Here is a 16,621-nt window from a genome sequence, read left to right on the forward strand (position 1 = left end):
AGCCTAAATCGGAACAGCATTTTGCCAAAAAAATAGGCCGTAAAACACGGTAAAACCTGGGAAATTCAATGTAATCGTTAAATTGCCCCGGGGCTTTGCCCGGTCGCGACAGTTGCGGCGACCCTATCCTCGCGGGGGGCAACCAGGCCCATCGCGTCGATCATTTGTGCAGAGACAATTTGTACATCGTACTTCCTCTCTGCAATCGCTCGACTGGCTTTTCCCATCCGACATATTAACTGCGGGTTTTCCAAAACTTCCCGCATGGCTCTGGTTAAGTCAGCCGTGTCGCGTTTCTCAACCAAGAAACCGTTGACTCCCTCTTCAACCGTCTCTTTGCATCCCCGATTGTTCGTGGTGATGATCAGTCTACCGATTGCCATCGCCTCCAAAATCGAGCGGGGAGTGCCCTCCATGTAGAATGATGGTAACACAAAGACGGAGCATTTATTCAAAAAAGGACGTACATCGGCCTGATGTCCGATAAACTTAATAATTCCTTCTTTTTCCCAGCTCGCAATCTCGGCGCGACCGATTGCTGAGGGGTTTACATCAATTCCACCGGCGATCACGAACTCCCCACGACCGGGGTGGTCTGCTTGGATGCGGCGGGCAGCCTCTACGAACTCTCGCACTCCCTTCTCGGCGAGTAACCGAGTGGCCATCAAGAAACAGATTGGCTCGACGGGAGGTGGAGAGTACTGGAAATAATCGAGGGGCACGCCAGAGCCGTTGACGACGTGACAACGGGTTTTTTCGTTTAAAATCCGGTACTTCTCCAAGGTCCGACGGTCTTCCCGGTTCTGAAAAAAGGCCACGTCGATGTTGCGAAAAGCAAAGCGGTAGAGCACTCGCGCGATCCGCTGAATCAATTCTCGCTTGATGCCCCATCCGGACGAAAACAAATAGCCAAGCCCTGGGAATAACACATGCACCCGGATACCTCCCACTTGGCGGGCGGCAATCGAAGCCCACACGGCCGCTTTTGCTTGATAGGCCAGCAGCATGTCTGGGCGCAGTTCCCGAAACAACGTCACCAGCCGGCCCCGATACTTCCAGTCAGCCAATGGACTGACAGTCGTGCGTTCCATTTCAACCAAACGAAACTCAATTCCCAGCTTGCATAACGTTTCAAAACGCTCGTCATCGACTTCGTCTCGTTGACCATAAATCACGATCACCTCGTGGCCCTCGCGGCAAATGTCGGCCGCCAAGTAGCTGCGCAACCGCACAAAGGTGCTGAGTAAGTCACAGATTATTAAAACCCGCATCGCATGTTCCCGTGAAACTGACACGCCCCGCTCTGTAAGGCCCACCTATGGGGCGTCGCTACCGGAGACTCGCCAGTCATCAAAATTTCGTCCGAGGCGACGTTCTAGCCAGCGAATATCCTCATCATATATCGTCTCTAGCTCAGCGGCATGCCTGGGAGTTAGCGGATCGATGTGACCACCGCCCTGGTACATTCGCACCAGACCCCAAGATTTTCCCAGTTCTGCCAGTCGATGCAATCGCATCCCGCGGAGTCCCGTTGCAGCAGTGGAGAGTACTTTGGCTAGCAGCCAATTGCGAGGCGCGCTGGCGGAATTCACATTTTTGTTGGCCACCTCGGGAAGAGGCATATTTGGCAGGCCGAGGAACCGGCAGACGGTCGCCAATACGTCGCTTGGCTGGTTTTGGATATCCTCTTGTACCAGATAACAAACGTTGTCCGTGCCGAATTTTTCCTCCCACCGTTTTGCAAATTTGGAGTATTTGCCCGATTCGACTATCTCAGGCATCTTCACCAGCGCGGAGCTAAAGTTATTGCGTACCCGTCCTTTGGAGAGGTGATGGCGAAATAGCGAGTGACTGCGTGTGATCGGATTCCGCACATTGATCAAAATTTTGCAAGCTGGCAGGCTAGTGGAAATGCGCTCTGCGGCCGTTTCACTATGGAAATAACTGGGGGCAATTTCGCCGATGATCTGCCCGGCACGCACATGCTGAAAGTGCGAATCATAGTAACCCCAGCCGCGCTGGTAGCGGAGATCAAAGAACATCGTTTCTTTGACACCAGCTGGAAAGCAAATTTGGGGATGGTGCGACAGTACTTCATATAACCACGAGGTGGCGGTGCGCTGCGGGCCGACGGCCAAAAAGTCGACTGGGGTCATCGCTGCAGCTGCAACAGTTCGTGAAACAGTTTCGTGTAATTCGTCGACCATTGCTCGACGCTGTAATGCTCTTTTACGAACGCTTGAGCATTGCTGCTCAAGCGATCTCGGAGCGTACTATCGGTGACCAGGCGAGTGACGGCAGCTCGCATGCTGGCGGGATCGGTAGCCGAACAAAGTAAGCCTGTCTGCTGATCTTCAATTACATCTGGGACGCCGCCACAAGGGGTGCTGACCACCGGCACGCCCGCGTGCATCGCTTCTAAAATAGAGTATGGCACCCCTTCAATGCGTGAACCCAACACAAATAGATCCGATCGCACCAACTGCTGCGGTGCGTCGGCACACCAGCCACTGAGTTGGACCTGTGACTGCAACCGAGCACGTTCAATCTGATGTTGCAACTTAGCGGCGTATTCCGCTTCCACAATCGGACCAACAAAATCGAGCCGCAAGTCTTTGTTTGCCGCCAGCAGTGGTGCTAGCGCGGTGAGGATGAAATGCTGGTTCTTACGATCGCAGACGCTGGCCAAGTTAATGATCCGCAAACCGTCTTCCCGAGGTGAAGTATCCAAGCAATCGGCTTCGCGCTCTATTTCTCGCAAACGATCCAACGGAATTCCCGAACGAATGACGGTTAACTTCTCTTTGTATTTGGTTAATTGTTGCTCAGTGAAGATCGTCCCGGCCACCGAACGCCCTTCCGTCACGACGCGGGTGGCGAGCTTGAATCCCAAGTTGTGCAAATGTCGCACTAACCCACGCGACGTTTTCTCCATCCCAATATCCCAGATCAAGGGAAGCTTGGCTCGCCGCGCCGCAAAACCTGCCAGCAGTACCGCCTTAATATTGCGAGTCCACAGCAGTTCAATCTGTTCGCGTTCAAGAATTCGTGAGACCTCGCGATTGGTACTTAACGAGCGAACCATGTTGGGTAGTTGACTGCGAAGACCCCTGATCGATCGACCTCCCGAAGCTTCGAGTTCACGCGCGATGGGTAGAATGGTGAAACGGCAATCCAGCTCGCGCAAGTCGGCCGTCAGCTCACTTTCTTTATTCGTGATCACGAACGGTTCATAGTAATTGCGATCGAGCATCGCAACGAGGTTCTTAACGACGCGAGGCCCGCCCGTGTAGGACTGCCCAAACAGAATCATCAAGCCAAGACGGCGAGGCCGAGTTGCTGGAATGGCGTCAACTCCGGTGAGCATGTGATTTCCCTTAGGAGTGCCGCAGCGTGATTTTGGATCGTAACAACTCGCTGGCGAATTCATGGCAGACTGCGAGCTTTTGCTGGCTCGTTGGAAATGGTTGCCGTAATCAACTGTTGGTACTGTGCGCCAATGTCGTCAGCGGAAAAATCCATGGCCCTGCCCTGCCCCGCATTGCCCAGCGTATTCCTCAGGCTGTCGTCGTTTAGCAGCGTGATGATTGCCTCCGCTAGCCGCTGCGGATCTCGTGGTGGTACCACCACGCCGGTCTCGTTCGTAGTAACAATTTCGCCGGGGCCATAAGGACAGTCGGTGACGATCACCGGCAGGGCGACACTCATCGCCTCCACAATTACGTTGCCAAATCCTTCCCACCAAGAAGATAAGACGAAGGCATCAGCGGCGGCGAAGTAGACCCGTGGGTCTGGCACAAAACCTTGGAAAATTACGCGATCACTGAGCCCCAGTTCTATCACTTGTTCCTGCAACACAGTGCGTAATGGACCTTCGCCCAAAATCCACAGCCCAAGATCGACGTGCTGTTTTGCCAATGCAACGGCGGCCAACAAATCGCCGTATCCTTTCTGCTCCGTCAATCGTCCACAGGCCACCACCAGTTTCCGCGGGGCCTTAAAGCGACCGCGATCTGCGGCCACGATCGCCCCTCTGCCGATTGGCTGCTTGCGGTCTGTCGCCGCATTGTGGATTACGCGTACTTTGTTCGCACAGTCAGGTATCTCCGCCGCTACCCCGCTCCCCACACCCTGTGAGATGGCGATGATTCCGTCGGCCCCGCGAATCGCTTCGCGAATGCCAGACAGAAAAAAACGCCTCGCACCACGTTGATAGCTAGTCAGGGCATGTGACAAGTTATTTTGAATGGAGACCAAATGGGCCGGTTGGCGACCGCTTCTAGCAATCGCTTTTCCTGTCGCGTAACTGGCCGGTTCCAAAAAAGAGACGCAGCAATCGATTTTGTGGTTGTCGATAAGACGTGCAAGTTTACCGATGCTGAGTTGACTGCTGAGTAATGTCGAACGTTGGCTCCACTTCGCACCAATCGTGTCAACCGGAATGTCAGTTGTCAAAAATTCACGGTAAGAACCACCGCTGCGCAAGACGGCAATCCGCAGCTGGAATGAGCGAGCGAGCACGTTGGCGATTCGCACCAAGTGTCGTTCTGCGCCTCCGCCGCCCAAATGGGTTGTTATCAATAACAATGATTTCGGAGACGTTGGCTGCGGTGAACTTTCCTCCAACACGCCGCTATTCAGCTCCTCCGGCCAGCAATGGAAGGGACTTGGATGATTCCGTGTCAACCTCGACCTGCCGACGTTCCACGCCCCAGCACTCAAGGGATTTTTCTAAGTAGCATTCCAACGTCTGCACTTGTGAGGCAAAATAATCATCCAGCCGTGCAAGCGAAGCTGAGTAATCTTCCTCATCGGGAGTTGCGCAGTAGTCTTGAAAGCGAAAGTAGAAGGCTTTGATCGATTCGCTAATGCGGCCAGCCGGTGCATGCTTGTTGACGGCGCGGGCGATCCGTTGGACCGCCGGTAAACCAACTCGGCGGGTGGGATTCTTAAGCTCTGGAAGTCCAGCATCCATCTCCGGTTGCCGTTCAACTCCCAGCCAATCCAACAGACCGCGAATGTGCCGCTTGGGATTGGCAAAATACTCTTCGGAAATGATCACTTTTAGTTGATCGCGGCCAACTTGGTCATACCATCGCTCGAGATGCTGCAGATAGTCACTCAAGACCAACTCGTTAGCCAAGATGGCGCTGCTGGCAGGATGCCCGATCGCTTGCTTGATCGTCGCCGAGTCGCGGCGGAGTAAACAATCAACATATTCCGCAAAAGTGAAACCGCGGGGAATTCTCGCCAGGTTTTGTTTTGTATAGCGAAATGAAGATAATATTCTGCGGCTGGGGCGCCTCAGCATGACAACTGCCCGCGCTTCAGCCCCCAGGCTGCCGACCGCTCGAGTGGCTTCGGGTGAGTAAAAATTATGCGTAGTTGCCTCGACAAAAATCGTCTCTGATAGTAACCCACCATCTCTTTCTCGAAGCCCTTGCTGACCCGGTCCTTGATTGGCCAATTCCTCACAGGAAGCCAATAGCTTTTCCAGGTTCGCGTATGCCTTGTCGGCGGCTAACGGATGATGGTCCGAGAGTAGTGCGTAGGTTTCTTTGGGCTTCGTGCCGACTAGCCGAGGGTGAGCGGTCAAGTGCCCAAAAAAGCTACTTGTTCCGCACTTAGGCGCCCCGATGACAAACAAGTATTTCATTCGCGAGGACACCTATGGGCCTACGATTGCTGCTGGAGACATTTCCCTGCGTTGAGCCGACCAGTTTAGATCACTTGGCGGAGTTTCGCACGCGCCGTACCCAGAAATTTCATCTTTCTCAATTTCTCCGCCAGCGATTATGACCACCCATTTATCGGGGGGACTGCTCTGGCAAGCGTTTGCTGGGGCGCCGTCGCTTGGGGCAATATCACGAAATCCACCGGTAATCCCCGGCAGATAGCTCACCTCCAGGTCGGCACGCGCACATTTAATCACTACATGTTAGGGTGCTACGCGGATGTGCTAAATGAGTAGCCGAACTCAGTAATTTCTTCGGCAAATACCTCACCGACAAAACGAATGAGGTTCTTGTCGTACGCTTGTTGGTACTCGTTCTGCCCGTCACCCTTAATCTGGTGCGGCAGTTCGATGTGATCAATGGACAAACGATCACATGCTTTATTGAAGTCTTGCTGAAGCAATTCAAAGCGACCGATGAAGTCAAGCGGCAACCGGTTATCAAAATCGCGCAACCAATAAAGTTGCGGTTTCAACATGCCGCGTCCGGCAAAGCGATATAGAAAATCGGCGAAGGGGATGTTTGCGGGAACTCCCAGGTTGGCTTGTTGTACGGAATCACGGACTACGTTCTTGTACCAAGAGTAGGCCCGGGCCCAAGGGTTGCGCACAAAAGTAAACTTGAAATAGTCTGCGTACTGCGCTGCGCTCAGTTGCAACTGATTGCGAGAATTTTGGTGCTGTTTGCGACTGTATTTCAGCCTTCGCAACAGTTCCTGGCGGTTCTCTTTCGAGGTTAGTGCTTTGCGCCAAGGTATGGGTTGGATTAGCATTCGCAGGCTGCGGTGATCTTGGCTGCCCCGCAGTTGTCCTCCGTGACTATGGCCGAGTGCCGATTCAATACTTGTTCCGGCGCATTTGGGTATGTGAATGAAGATGATCTTTCTTTCGTGGCAAATCATGCCTCTAGACCGCCCTTCGACTGGGCTTACCAAACTTAATTAGGCCTGCCGCAGTCAGCACGATGACGGTTGGCGTTATTAAGTAGAGCCAAGCGCGGAACTGTGGTTCGCTGGGGCCCAGCGTGGTAACAGTTGCCAGATAGACCAGGCAAGCGATTGCGCTGTGGCGGTGGCGGACAAAGAAGTTTCCAAAAGACCTCAGCATGGCTCCCCAAATTAAAAAGACGATGACAATTCCGATGACACCGCCGCTCCAGTAGGCTTCCCCCAGGCTGCCTGGCGGAATGCCGCCACTATCGATGCGACCATAGAAGATTCGGGCACAATCCATGCCAATACCGCGAGGTTTATCTTTCCAGATAAATCGAGGAATGAATCGGTTGATATAGTTAAGATAGTTTTGCCCCAACAGATACGGAGTGTCGGCGGGAACTCGAGCCACAATTGGATAAATCGCACCGGAATCCCTCCTGGCCTCTATTTCTTCCAGCGACTTTGAAACTGAGTCTTCGATGGTCATTTCAGTCAACGCTTCGAAGCTAACATCTTGCCCCTTCTTCCAGTTTGATCGACGGAATTCACCAGCGATCCCCACCATCGCAAACAACGCAAAACCGATCAGCGCAAGGCGACCTAGAGCAAGCTTGCGCTGACGTAAGATCCAACATGCGGTCAACACAATCACCCGCATCAGCAATGCCGAGCGACGACCATTTACCAGGTAGCCGCTACCTACCGTGCCAATAACGAGCAGCCAAAGCAGCGGATTGCGAAACGGATTTTTCCCTTTCAAGATCCAAATAGCTGGCGCCACGATCGTCAATTGAGACAATACGGCATAGATAGATGCCCATTCAGCGTCGCCCACATAAACTCTCGATGAGTGTCCCCGAGTGATATTCTTGAGGTGCTCCGGAAATCCACCCGAGAGCTCGATTAGCATGTACATCGACCCGAAGCCGATCACTACGGCTAGGATCGCTCCAAAAACTAACGGCCGCTTGCGGTCGTAAAATCGAATCGCCTTCCAACTCATTCCCTTTGCAAAGTGATAACCAACAATCGTGCAAATCCATGACAGCGCATTGAGCAACATCACTTGGACTTGGAGCATAGCAACTGAACTTGGCGACATCCCTGGGACGGCGCCATGGTAATCTAGCCCGTCCGCCCACGAACGCGCATTGGGGATTGTGCTTTTGAGTAATATATATGCGGACGACACGTACAGGGGATGGAAAACCCCGATGTCGCGATACCGGAACCACATCGGGCTGGTGGATGCTAAGACCAGCGCGGTAACCGCAAGCATTCGTGGGACAGGGTGCGGTGCGGAAGCGCTGGATGTAAAGCAAAAATAGTACAGTAGCAAAAGGTATAGAATTACCAGCAACAAAGTAAGAAAAGACAGTTGTTTACTGACCGTGACAAAAGGAGACCCTGACAAGTTGCCAGCGGCTGCTTCGCGACTAGCAATCGCCCGCCTTTTAGTGATTTTATGATTAGCGCCGTTCATTGACATCCTTGGCTTCAGTCAGTTGACTTAAGAGTTTCGAAAATCTCGCGGTCGCCTGGTTTGGCGCGAATAGTTTTTTCGCAATCACTCCGCCTTGATGGCCTAAACGCTCCCTTAGCTCTGGATTGGCATGGAGTTTTGCAAGCTGTTCAAAGAGTTCTGAGTACTCCCCTTGTTTTGCCACAAGGCCACATTGCTGCTTCTCTAAAATCTCTCTCGCTGAAGTTACGTCAAACGAGACAACGGGGACCCCAGAAGCAAGCGACTCGATCATGCAACGCGCTAGCCCCTCGCGACGCGACGCCAGCAGCGTGCAATCGGCGAGAGCGTACCAGTCTTCAATTTGGTTCGTGTAACCAGTAAAGGTAACGAAATCAGCTAAGCCCTGTTGTTGCACCATTGCTTGGCAGGCGCGACTGTAGGAGTCACTCCCGGGGTTAAAATCACCCACGAAGTAGATGTGGCCGCAGGGAAGCTGGTTGCGGAGGTCGTTTAACTTGGCGAGCAGGTCCAGCTGGTTCTTTTTATCACAGACCCCTGCAGCATAAAGGATCACAAATTGATTCGCTGGAATTCCGTGCTGGATCCGTAAATCTTGCCGTCGGTATGTGTTTTCTGCTGTCGATTCGCCAACGTACATCCGTTCAAAATTGACCACGCTATACAGAATTTCAAGCGCTGGTGGTTTTCGGCTAAACGGCTTCAGGCGTTGGCGAAGTTCCGATGCCATTTCTTTGGACAGACATAGCAGCAGATCGACCGAAGTTGCCGCGAGCCGCCACTTTAGCCCGTATTTTCTTTGAGGTGGAAAGATGTCTCGCACGAAAAAGGCAATTGGGATTCGCAGCATGCGAGCAACTGGTGCCGCGCAAAAAACCGCCCGGATATCGTTGCAGACGACGACGTCCGGTCGATCCTTGCTCCAGGCTGAATTTAATTTTTTAGCAAAGCTAAATGTTTGTAAGAAAGAACCAGTGCTTGCTGCTCTTCCAAGTCCAGCGTTGATAATTTCGACATCGATACCATGCTTGCGCCATCCAGCCCAGCAGTCGTCCGCCCGCTGGGTATAAACTCGAGATTCGGAACCTTTGACCCGCGATGCCAATTCAAACAAGCTGCACAAACCGCCATTTGCAGACCGCTTCCCCAGATAGGCAACAAACGCGATTTTAATTCTTACACTCCCGGACAATCGATCGTAATTGTAAAAACGGATGCATTTTTTCGCTGCGACTAACTTGTCATAACACTTTATTTCCTGGCGAGAATTACTGGTATCGCCGGTTTGCTGCGGCGACGAAGCAGCCAGGCGGCTGTTTTCTTGGCGTCGTAATCTATCACTCGCTGGGGTGCTACGCGAACCTCAGCGAATTTGTTTTTCAACTGGTTGAGGTCTTGGCTGGTTAGTGGATTATCCGTGCCACGGTCGACTCTTCGTAATTTGCGAGCAGCATGCATGATGAAATTATTCAATGGCGTCTGTAGCGGTTCGAACAACAACAGATACCCGCCTTTTTTCAGCACCCTGCAAATTTCATCGATCGATAAACTGCGATCGGTGTGGTGCAGGGAAGATCGGGAGAAAACCAAGTCAAAACTGCCATCTGAAAAGGGTAAGTACTCAGCAGGCGAAGTATGGAACAGAAAATTTTCGAGTTGGGAGTCTCGCTCTGGCAGTTTACTTTTTAGCCGAGCCATTCCTAGCCGCTGTGAACCACATGAGACTTCAACTTGATGTACATTTTTCGCACCCGCCAGAAGAAATCGCCAGCTATCGATACACGAGCCACCAATGTCGAGTACGCTATTCTGCTCAACGAGCTGAGAGAGGTTGATGTCGAGTTGGCGGAAATTGGGGTTTTTTCGATAGATATCTTCTTTGTCGATATTGAATTCGCTTGTCCCCTCGCGAGCTGCCAAGTTAAGCACTTGTTCATCTGCCCATTTGTCATACTTTTGAATCTCGCGCAGCAAAACGTTGTCTAGCTTGGGATAGTTGTTGTGCTGTATCCATTCAATGCGATGCTCGTCTTCGTGAAATTCGGCGACCAAATTATTGGAGAGATCAAAGAACTCACCCGGCTGCTTTTGCGTTAGTTCCGATCGCGAAATCGGCGAGCGCAGGATACTGAAATCAATCATGTTGTTTGCAAACGTGATGTTATTGAATGAGTGCCGCGACTGGGGCTAGGTTGGCTTTCCCGGTTGGTAGGTCGCCTACTCGGATGCGGAATTGGGGATTCGAGTCAATGCGTAACTAATATGTCTGTGAGCTTCATGAGTGAGGAAGCGAATTTCCCAGTTGTGTTTTAAGCAAAATTCGTTGACTGCTTCCACGACTCCCCAGCGATGAATTCCTTTGCTGGACCAGCGGGTGTAGTCGTGGCCACAGATGAAGCCATCTTGCCGCATTTTTGGCAACGCGCTGGCTAAGTCTTTGGTCACACTTTCATAGTCATGTGCCGCGTCGATGTACACCCAGTCAAGCGACTGTTCCTCGAGGCTGGCCAGCTGTTCCCAGGAATAACCTCGCAGAACTTCCACGATACCTGCATCGATCTCCGGGCGCGTGCGATCAAGAGCCGGTTGCATAGATTCCGCATATCGGCGCGAATCGGGATGCCATAAATCAATAAGATGCAGATGAGTTGGTTGCATAATGTCAAGGATTTGACGTGAGAACTCACCCTGGGCAACACCAACTTCCGCGCAGACTAGCCCTTTAGGCATCGCCTCCAGTAGTTCGACCCGCGAAGGGACTACTCGCAAATTTGCCAGATGCTTCGTCTGCAACTCAATCGGATACAACTGTTTCATGCGTTGGTCGCGTTCGTAGCTGTGTTTGAGTATTCGCGACACGGATGCGAACTTTCGTAAACGCTTTGGAAGCAGGCGGCTAGCGAAACTACTCATGCTCTTTGTGATTCCGGAAAAGGTGGTTGAGTTAGGGTATTAGTTTTTTGGGGGCAGTTGTGTTGCCAGTTCGACGGGTGGCTTAGGTGCCTGAGAACGCGAGAAGTGATCATCCAAGACACTGTGGAACCGTCGGAGGTGGTACTCCACCAACCCAAGCGTCACAAGTCGGTAAGCAACGGTAGCGAGTGCAGCGCCCATGGCACCCCAGAATGGAACCATGATGAGTGAAAAGGCGATTCGAGAACCTGACATTGCCAGGGTAATATTTCGAAACCCACGTTCATCCATTTTTGCTTGGATGTATGAAAACTTGAGTGTCGAAAAAATACCAACGCAAATTGAAAGAAGTAGAATCTGACAATAAACTACCGCCTCAGTAAACTCATTCGTATAAGCCAGCGGTAACAACCAAGGAACAACGGCAAATGCGAAAATTAAAATGCAGCCGGCGATCGTTAGCCCCGCTCGGTTGAATTTGCTGTTCAACGCAGGTGTATATTGCTGTTTGCGAGATAAGCCTGGAATGATAGCGTGCGTAAGTGATTGAACATTCTTTTTAATAAGTTCCGGGAATCGATCCGCAATTGCATATATTGCGAGCGCTTCCGGAGCAATTAAGAAGAACAACAAAACACGATCAAGATAGTTTCCAATCGTGTTGGCCACCGAATATAGGCTCGTTCTTAATCCGTAAGGTATCGCGTTTGGCTCGGGAACAGAGTTAGCATCAATAGACGCCCGCAAGGAGGCGGTCATCAATATGTTCTGAATAGCCATTGTTCCAAAATACACCGCGATCAGACACCATGGTTGTGAAAACCCACTGACACTTAGGGTGATGATCAGCCCATTAGCAATGATAAGTGTAGTGCCCTGTTGCTTAGCGGTGAGCCGAAACTTTTCCCGGCCGGCCTGGAACGATTGCCAATTAATGATGCCGTTAGAGGCAGGAAAGAGAAGTGCAGCGATACAGAGTGCAGCGGATAGTTCCCAATTCTCAACGGTGGCGAATAGCCCGCTAAGTGCGGCGAGGCAGAGCAATCCCAGAAAGCTACACCGCCAACTGAGCCGTGACGCAGCTAGATAGGTGCCGGGAAATCCTCTGGCTACGCTCTGAATAACGACATTCTGCATGCCTGGAAGAGCGGAGATGCTACCTAGCATTATTAGCGTAACGACAAACTGGTAATTTGCAAACGATTCCTTTGTCATCATTCGCACCAGAACCATCGTCGCACCGATGGAGGTGGCTTGTCTTATGAACTTAAGGATCAAAATCCATAAGCCGTTGTGCAATAATGTGCGTTTGGTTATCAATGTTGTCAATAGGCAAAGAAGGACGGGGAGCCATAGAGTCGGGGTTCTTGCATTTTATTGGTCCTCACTCGCAAGCGGGGTTGTTTAATTGATTTAGCTCAATCCTTAGATCGTTGAGTCCATTACTACTATTTCGAAGACTGCCGGGACTTGATTATTTTCGCAGGAACCCCAGCAACAACGGAAAGTGGAGGCACGTCTCTTGTTACAACACTCCCTGCACCAACTACCGCGCCTTTTCCGATATGGACACCATCAAGTATTCGCGCTCCTGCACCAATCCAAACGTCGCTTTCGATAGTTACTCCGCTCATTCTGTTGCCTTGATTGGCGATTAAGACCTCGGGGTCTTCGTAGTTGTGGTTGAATGCGATGATGGCGGTATGTGCCGCAATTCGAACTCCGTCCTCAATTGTGATGCCACCGTATCCAAGTAGAACGCAATAAGGATTTATAGAACAGTGGTTTCCTATCTTGATGAAACCGTTGCGGGGACCTAGATAAGCTCCAGATTTAATGACGGTTCCAGCACCTATGGATACGGTGCATTCTTGCTTATTTCTCCAGTCAACAGCGATGTTAACGCCGCTGTCAATTTTAGCACTGGAATGAATATCGATTTGTCCTAACAGTCGAAAGTGTTGACGCCGCAGTTTGGATGATAGCAGTAGTAACTCGCGGCAGCATCGTCTATACAATCGATTTATGATTCGCATTTATTTGACAACAACTGCTTGCATATTTGAGGGAAGCATCGAATCGGTCAGGCTTGATTCGTTGCGGAATTGCCTTGTCTCGTATTGGCGAACTACGAAAAAATCCAACCATTTGATGGAATGGAAGAGCGCCTCGTTCAGAATCCTGATTGGTGGAAAAATGTCGCATTGCAGATTAATTCGCTGCAGCAAGATTGAGATTGTTTCAAATGGTGGGCAAGAGCCGCGGAGCATGTCGAGGCGATTCCAGTCCTTAAACAGAAGTCTAAATCCATACGGAGTGAAATGGAAAAAGTTGTCGGGGCATTCGTGAAAGGAGAATACAGCGCTGGCGGAAATGATTAAACGCCCACCTGGTGCTAAGATGCGATGGAATTCCCCCACGATTCTCTGTGGGTCAGGAATGTGCTCGAGCAGGCCCGTGCAGAGAATCACTGGATAACTACTGTCTTCAATTTTTGATAGTTCTCGGTAGTAGACATCGACATGCATATCCGCTGGACAATCGGCGCGTTTCGTGACGGTGTATGCGTTGGGGAAGTGATCGTGGTGATCCACATCTTCGCTGTGCACGACCAGAGTTTTTTCCGTGGTTGCCGTTTCGCGGCATAATCGCTCCAAATTACGTGTCGACAGTTTTCGTTTGGTTAAGTTGAACCGATATAGTTTTCTGATGACTCGATTAGAGCTTGGTGTGCGTGAGGTCATGACGTGTTCGTTTTCAAGGAATGCTTCAAGTGGTCTGCGAGACGAATGCTTAAGGCTACGATCGTGAACGTTGGATTCGCGTTTCCGCTGGTGGAGAAAACCGAGCCTCCGGCGATGTAGACATTTTCGCATGAATGAATTCGACATTCCGAGTCCACCACTGAGCACGTTGGATCAGTACCCATTCGCGTCGTTCCAAGGTGGTGAGAGGCGTCGCCGCTAATTGGCCAGGGATTCTTCTTGGCTGAAATTAAGTTTTCCATCCGCCCCCAGCCTTGGACGCATATTTCCGAGGCCAATTGTTTATGCAGTTCTTCAAGGGTTCGTCTATCTCGTGGCGAAGTATCGGCAGTAACCCGAGGTAACGGATTGCCGAAGTGATCTAGACTGCTAGACAGCGTAACCCGATTTTCCGCCACTGGCTCCATTTCCATAAAATTGCGGACCCGAATACGAGTTACCGGAGCGGCGCGTTGATTGAATAGCCTCTTTGAGAGGTAACGAAGAATATCCGGAGAGTATCTGATCAGGTTATATGCAATTCTGCCGTAATCCGTGTAGGATTTGTCAGCGTTTTGCAGATCGCTGTCGTCACCCGTCTCCGCGTAGTGTCTTAATTCAATCACTTTTTTTTGATTAGCACGCTGGAAGGAGCGACGAAAAAAGCGAATACTCTTGGTGCAATAGATAAATGATTCGACACCGGGTGAGCCTGACCACTCGAATATTGGCTCAAAACGAACGTATGAATTCAACAGTGATTGGGATTTTTGTAATTCTTCGGGTAATCTCATTCCTAAATACCCAGCCATTCCGTCAGCCAGAAATCCAAAATATGCTGGCATGCGTTTGATCGGGGTCCTTAGTTGTATCGTGCCGTAATAGTTTTTGGGGTGGTTCATAAAGTATCGTCCGACTTGGTCGTATTCGTTCCCTAGCCCTGCCGGCCCGAACGATTTCGAAAGTAGTAGTAGTCGGGCGTTCTCAATTCCGTTAGCGGCCAACACGAAGATCTTTGCTTGGACTTGCTTCTCCCCATTTTGATTGCGAACAATTGCCGAGTTGGCCGAGCCACCTTCCGGGGAGGACTCAAGAGCGGTGACCGTGGTGTCTGTGAATAAGTCCACTGTTGGTAACTGATAAACCGCGTGAAACTCTCGCCTGTAATTCTGAGGTTCAGCTCGCGCCAAGAAACTTTTGCATTCCAACGATTTCCATTCAGGCTGCAAACATCCGGATTCTATTTTTTTCTCCCATTCCTCGCCGTTGTAACATGTTAGCGGGGGGAATCGATATCGTTCAGTTGCTGATTCATAATATGGTTGTAAGCAGTCCCAAGTGAGCGGCCAACCTTCAACGGTTAACCACGGTTTGTTTTCAAAATCGATCGGATCTAATTGACTCGACAAACCACCCCAAGTGTTCGATGTCCCACCAACCTGACGCTCACGCGAATAGGCCTTGATTTGCAGTGCGACGCTTTCAACGTCCCTTAACTCATCACAAAAGCTAGTTCTATACCATTTGCCACTTTCCAGCACGCAGATTCGTAGGCCACTGCTTGATAGTTCATTCGCAAGCGTGCCGCCTGCTGGGCCAGAGCCAATAATGCACACATCATAATTAGCGTTGTCTGCTAGATCTTCGAACGTCTTAATCATTGTTGACGCTCGTGTGACATGCCTGTGGCCAAAGTCCTGACCGCCCGTTGATACCAACTGTATTTTTCTTCCAAGTCAATTTGGGCTTGTTTGCCGAGGCGCGCGGCAAGCGCTTGGTCGTTCAGTAATCTGGTGGTTTTGGCTGCCCAATCATCGATGTCGGCCGGATCGCACAATAAACAGTTTTGCTCGTCCGCTAAGACCTCTTCCAGCACCGCGAGACGGGAGGCGAGGATCGGCTTACCTAGGGACATGTACTCAAAAACTTTCAAGGGTGAGGTCCACTCGCCAATGTCCGCTCCGTTGACTCCGGACACTTGACGCTGATTGGGGACCAGGGCGATGCTGAACTGGTTGCAATATGCTGCCGTGTCGGCGGGCGCAACGCGACCGATAAAGTGGATGTTGCCCTGTCCTTCTGCTTGTTGTCGCCAATGGGCCAGGCCTTCGCGGTCTCCACCGATGACTACGAACTGCTGTTGGGGCAGTTTCTTTGCCAAGGGCACAATCACCTCCATGCCCTTGCCCGGATAAAGGCTGCCCAAATATCCAATGCATGGCGCTGAGCTACCAATCCTTTCAGTCAATGATGCGACTGGACGCTCCAATGCTTGCGGATTCATTCGGTTGGCGCCATCCGGGCAGACAATCACCTGTTCCTCGTTGAGTTTGAACCTGAGTAATAAGTCGGTTTTTAGAGATTTCGTAATACAAACTACTCGATTCAATGAGCTACTTTGAAATAAGCGCGGCAGGATCGTTTTAGATACGCGGGCGGATTGAGCTGGGAGGCTGTGTAGTTCTAGAATTGTTGGTATCCTCAGCAGACACCCGAGCAGTGCCGAGTAGGCACAGCGTGCGTACAGCAGGTCAGCACGCTGGCGTTTCGCATAGCGGGCAACTTGCCAGCCGTAGCGGAAGCGACCGATTAACCCAGTGCGAAACGGGAGCGTCTGGATGGCAAACTGGTCGTTGACGCCGTAGTGGCTTTGGATAATTGCCAGCGGTTCGGGTTGTTGCGATGCGCGGGCAAACAACGTTACCTCATGGCCAGCTTGCGCAAAAGCATTGCACATCTGCATCACTTGCACGCTGTTGGCCTGCGCCGATGGGATCGTCGACTCCGAGGCGTAGATAATTTTTTGCACCAC

Annotated in this window: 15 protein-coding genes; all 15 read right to left on the reverse strand. The window is 51.2% G+C overall.

What is annotated here, in order from left to right:
* Positions 1-77: 77 nt before the first annotated feature.
* The 15 genes from SH139x_RS07415 to SH139x_RS07485 all read right to left on the reverse strand — a co-directional run bounded on the left by SH139x_RS07415 (position 78) and on the right by SH139x_RS07485 (position 16,621).
* A complete protein-coding gene (locus SH139x_RS07415) occupies positions 78-1,271 on the reverse strand; it encodes a glycosyltransferase family 4 protein (RefSeq protein ID WP_488354638.1) in 1,194 nt (397 codons plus the stop codon).
* A 45-nt stretch (positions 1,272-1,316) separates the two neighbouring features.
* Positions 1,317-2,156 (reverse strand): sulfotransferase domain-containing protein, encoded by an 840-nt coding sequence (locus SH139x_RS07420; protein ID WP_488354639.1) that lies wholly within the window; start codon positions 2,154-2,156, stop codon positions 1,317-1,319.
* Complete coding sequence (locus tag SH139x_RS07425) at positions 2,153-3,367, reverse strand: glycosyltransferase family 4 protein (RefSeq protein WP_488354640.1); 1,215 nt, start codon at positions 3,365-3,367, stop codon at positions 2,153-2,155. Before SH139x_RS07425 ends, SH139x_RS07420 begins: the two co-directional genes overlap by 4 nt.
* A 59-nt stretch (positions 3,368-3,426) precedes the next feature.
* Positions 3,427-4,581, reverse strand: a complete 1,155-nt coding sequence (locus SH139x_RS07430) for a glycosyltransferase (RefSeq protein ID WP_488354641.1) — start codon at positions 4,579-4,581, stop codon at positions 3,427-3,429.
* Between the two features lie 52 nt (positions 4,582-4,633).
* Positions 4,634-5,656 (reverse strand): sulfotransferase domain-containing protein, encoded by a 1,023-nt coding sequence (locus SH139x_RS07435; RefSeq protein ID WP_488354642.1) that lies wholly within the window; start codon positions 5,654-5,656, stop codon positions 4,634-4,636.
* A gap of 290 nt (positions 5,657-5,946) precedes the next feature.
* On the reverse strand, positions 5,947-6,636 hold the full coding sequence (locus SH139x_RS07440; protein ID WP_488354643.1) for a sulfotransferase family 2 domain-containing protein: 690 nt from the start codon (positions 6,634-6,636) through the stop codon (positions 5,947-5,949).
* A gap of 4 nt (positions 6,637-6,640) precedes the next feature.
* Positions 6,641-8,158 carry an O-antigen polymerase gene (locus SH139x_RS07445; RefSeq protein WP_488354644.1) on the reverse strand — a complete coding sequence of 506 codons (1,518 nt, stop codon included), beginning with the start codon at positions 8,156-8,158 and terminating at the stop codon, positions 6,641-6,643.
* On the reverse strand, positions 8,139-9,344 hold the full coding sequence (locus SH139x_RS07450; protein ID WP_488354645.1) for a glycosyltransferase family 4 protein: 1,206 nt from the start codon (positions 9,342-9,344) through the stop codon (positions 8,139-8,141). Before SH139x_RS07450 ends, SH139x_RS07445 begins: the two co-directional genes overlap by 20 nt.
* Positions 9,345-9,403: 59 nt before the next feature.
* Positions 9,404-10,294, reverse strand: coding sequence for a class I SAM-dependent methyltransferase (locus SH139x_RS07455; RefSeq protein WP_488354646.1), 891 nt, complete (start codon positions 10,292-10,294; stop codon positions 9,404-9,406).
* A gap of 75 nt (positions 10,295-10,369) precedes the next feature.
* Positions 10,370-11,011, reverse strand: a complete 642-nt coding sequence (locus SH139x_RS07460) for a class I SAM-dependent methyltransferase (RefSeq protein WP_488354647.1) — start codon at positions 11,009-11,011, stop codon at positions 10,370-10,372.
* A gap of 93 nt (positions 11,012-11,104) precedes the next feature.
* On the reverse strand, positions 11,105-12,385 hold the full coding sequence (locus SH139x_RS07465; RefSeq protein ID WP_488354648.1) for a lipopolysaccharide biosynthesis protein: 1,281 nt from the start codon (positions 12,383-12,385) through the stop codon (positions 11,105-11,107).
* A gap of 128 nt (positions 12,386-12,513) precedes the next feature.
* Entirely contained in the window at positions 12,514-13,101 is a 588-nt protein-coding gene (locus tag SH139x_RS07470; protein WP_488354649.1) for an acyltransferase, read from the reverse strand.
* Positions 13,102-13,809, reverse strand: coding sequence for a class I SAM-dependent methyltransferase (locus tag SH139x_RS07475; RefSeq protein WP_488354650.1), 708 nt, complete (start codon positions 13,807-13,809; stop codon positions 13,102-13,104).
* The gene (locus SH139x_RS07480) at positions 13,806-15,470 is read right to left on the reverse strand and encodes a GMC oxidoreductase (protein ID WP_488354651.1); all 1,665 of its coding nucleotides are present in this window, start codon (positions 15,468-15,470) and stop codon (positions 13,806-13,808) included. The genes SH139x_RS07475 and SH139x_RS07480 overlap by 4 nt, the downstream gene beginning before the upstream one ends.
* On the reverse strand, positions 15,467-16,621 hold the full coding sequence (locus SH139x_RS07485) for a glycosyltransferase family 4 protein (RefSeq protein ID WP_488354652.1): 1,155 nt from the start codon (positions 16,619-16,621) through the stop codon (positions 15,467-15,469). The genes SH139x_RS07480 and SH139x_RS07485 overlap by 4 nt, the downstream gene beginning before the upstream one ends.

Source organism: Kothea flammea, from assembly GCF_052161645.1.
GTDB lineage: Bacteria > Planctomycetota > Planctomycetia > Pirellulales > Pirellulaceae > Laterigemmans.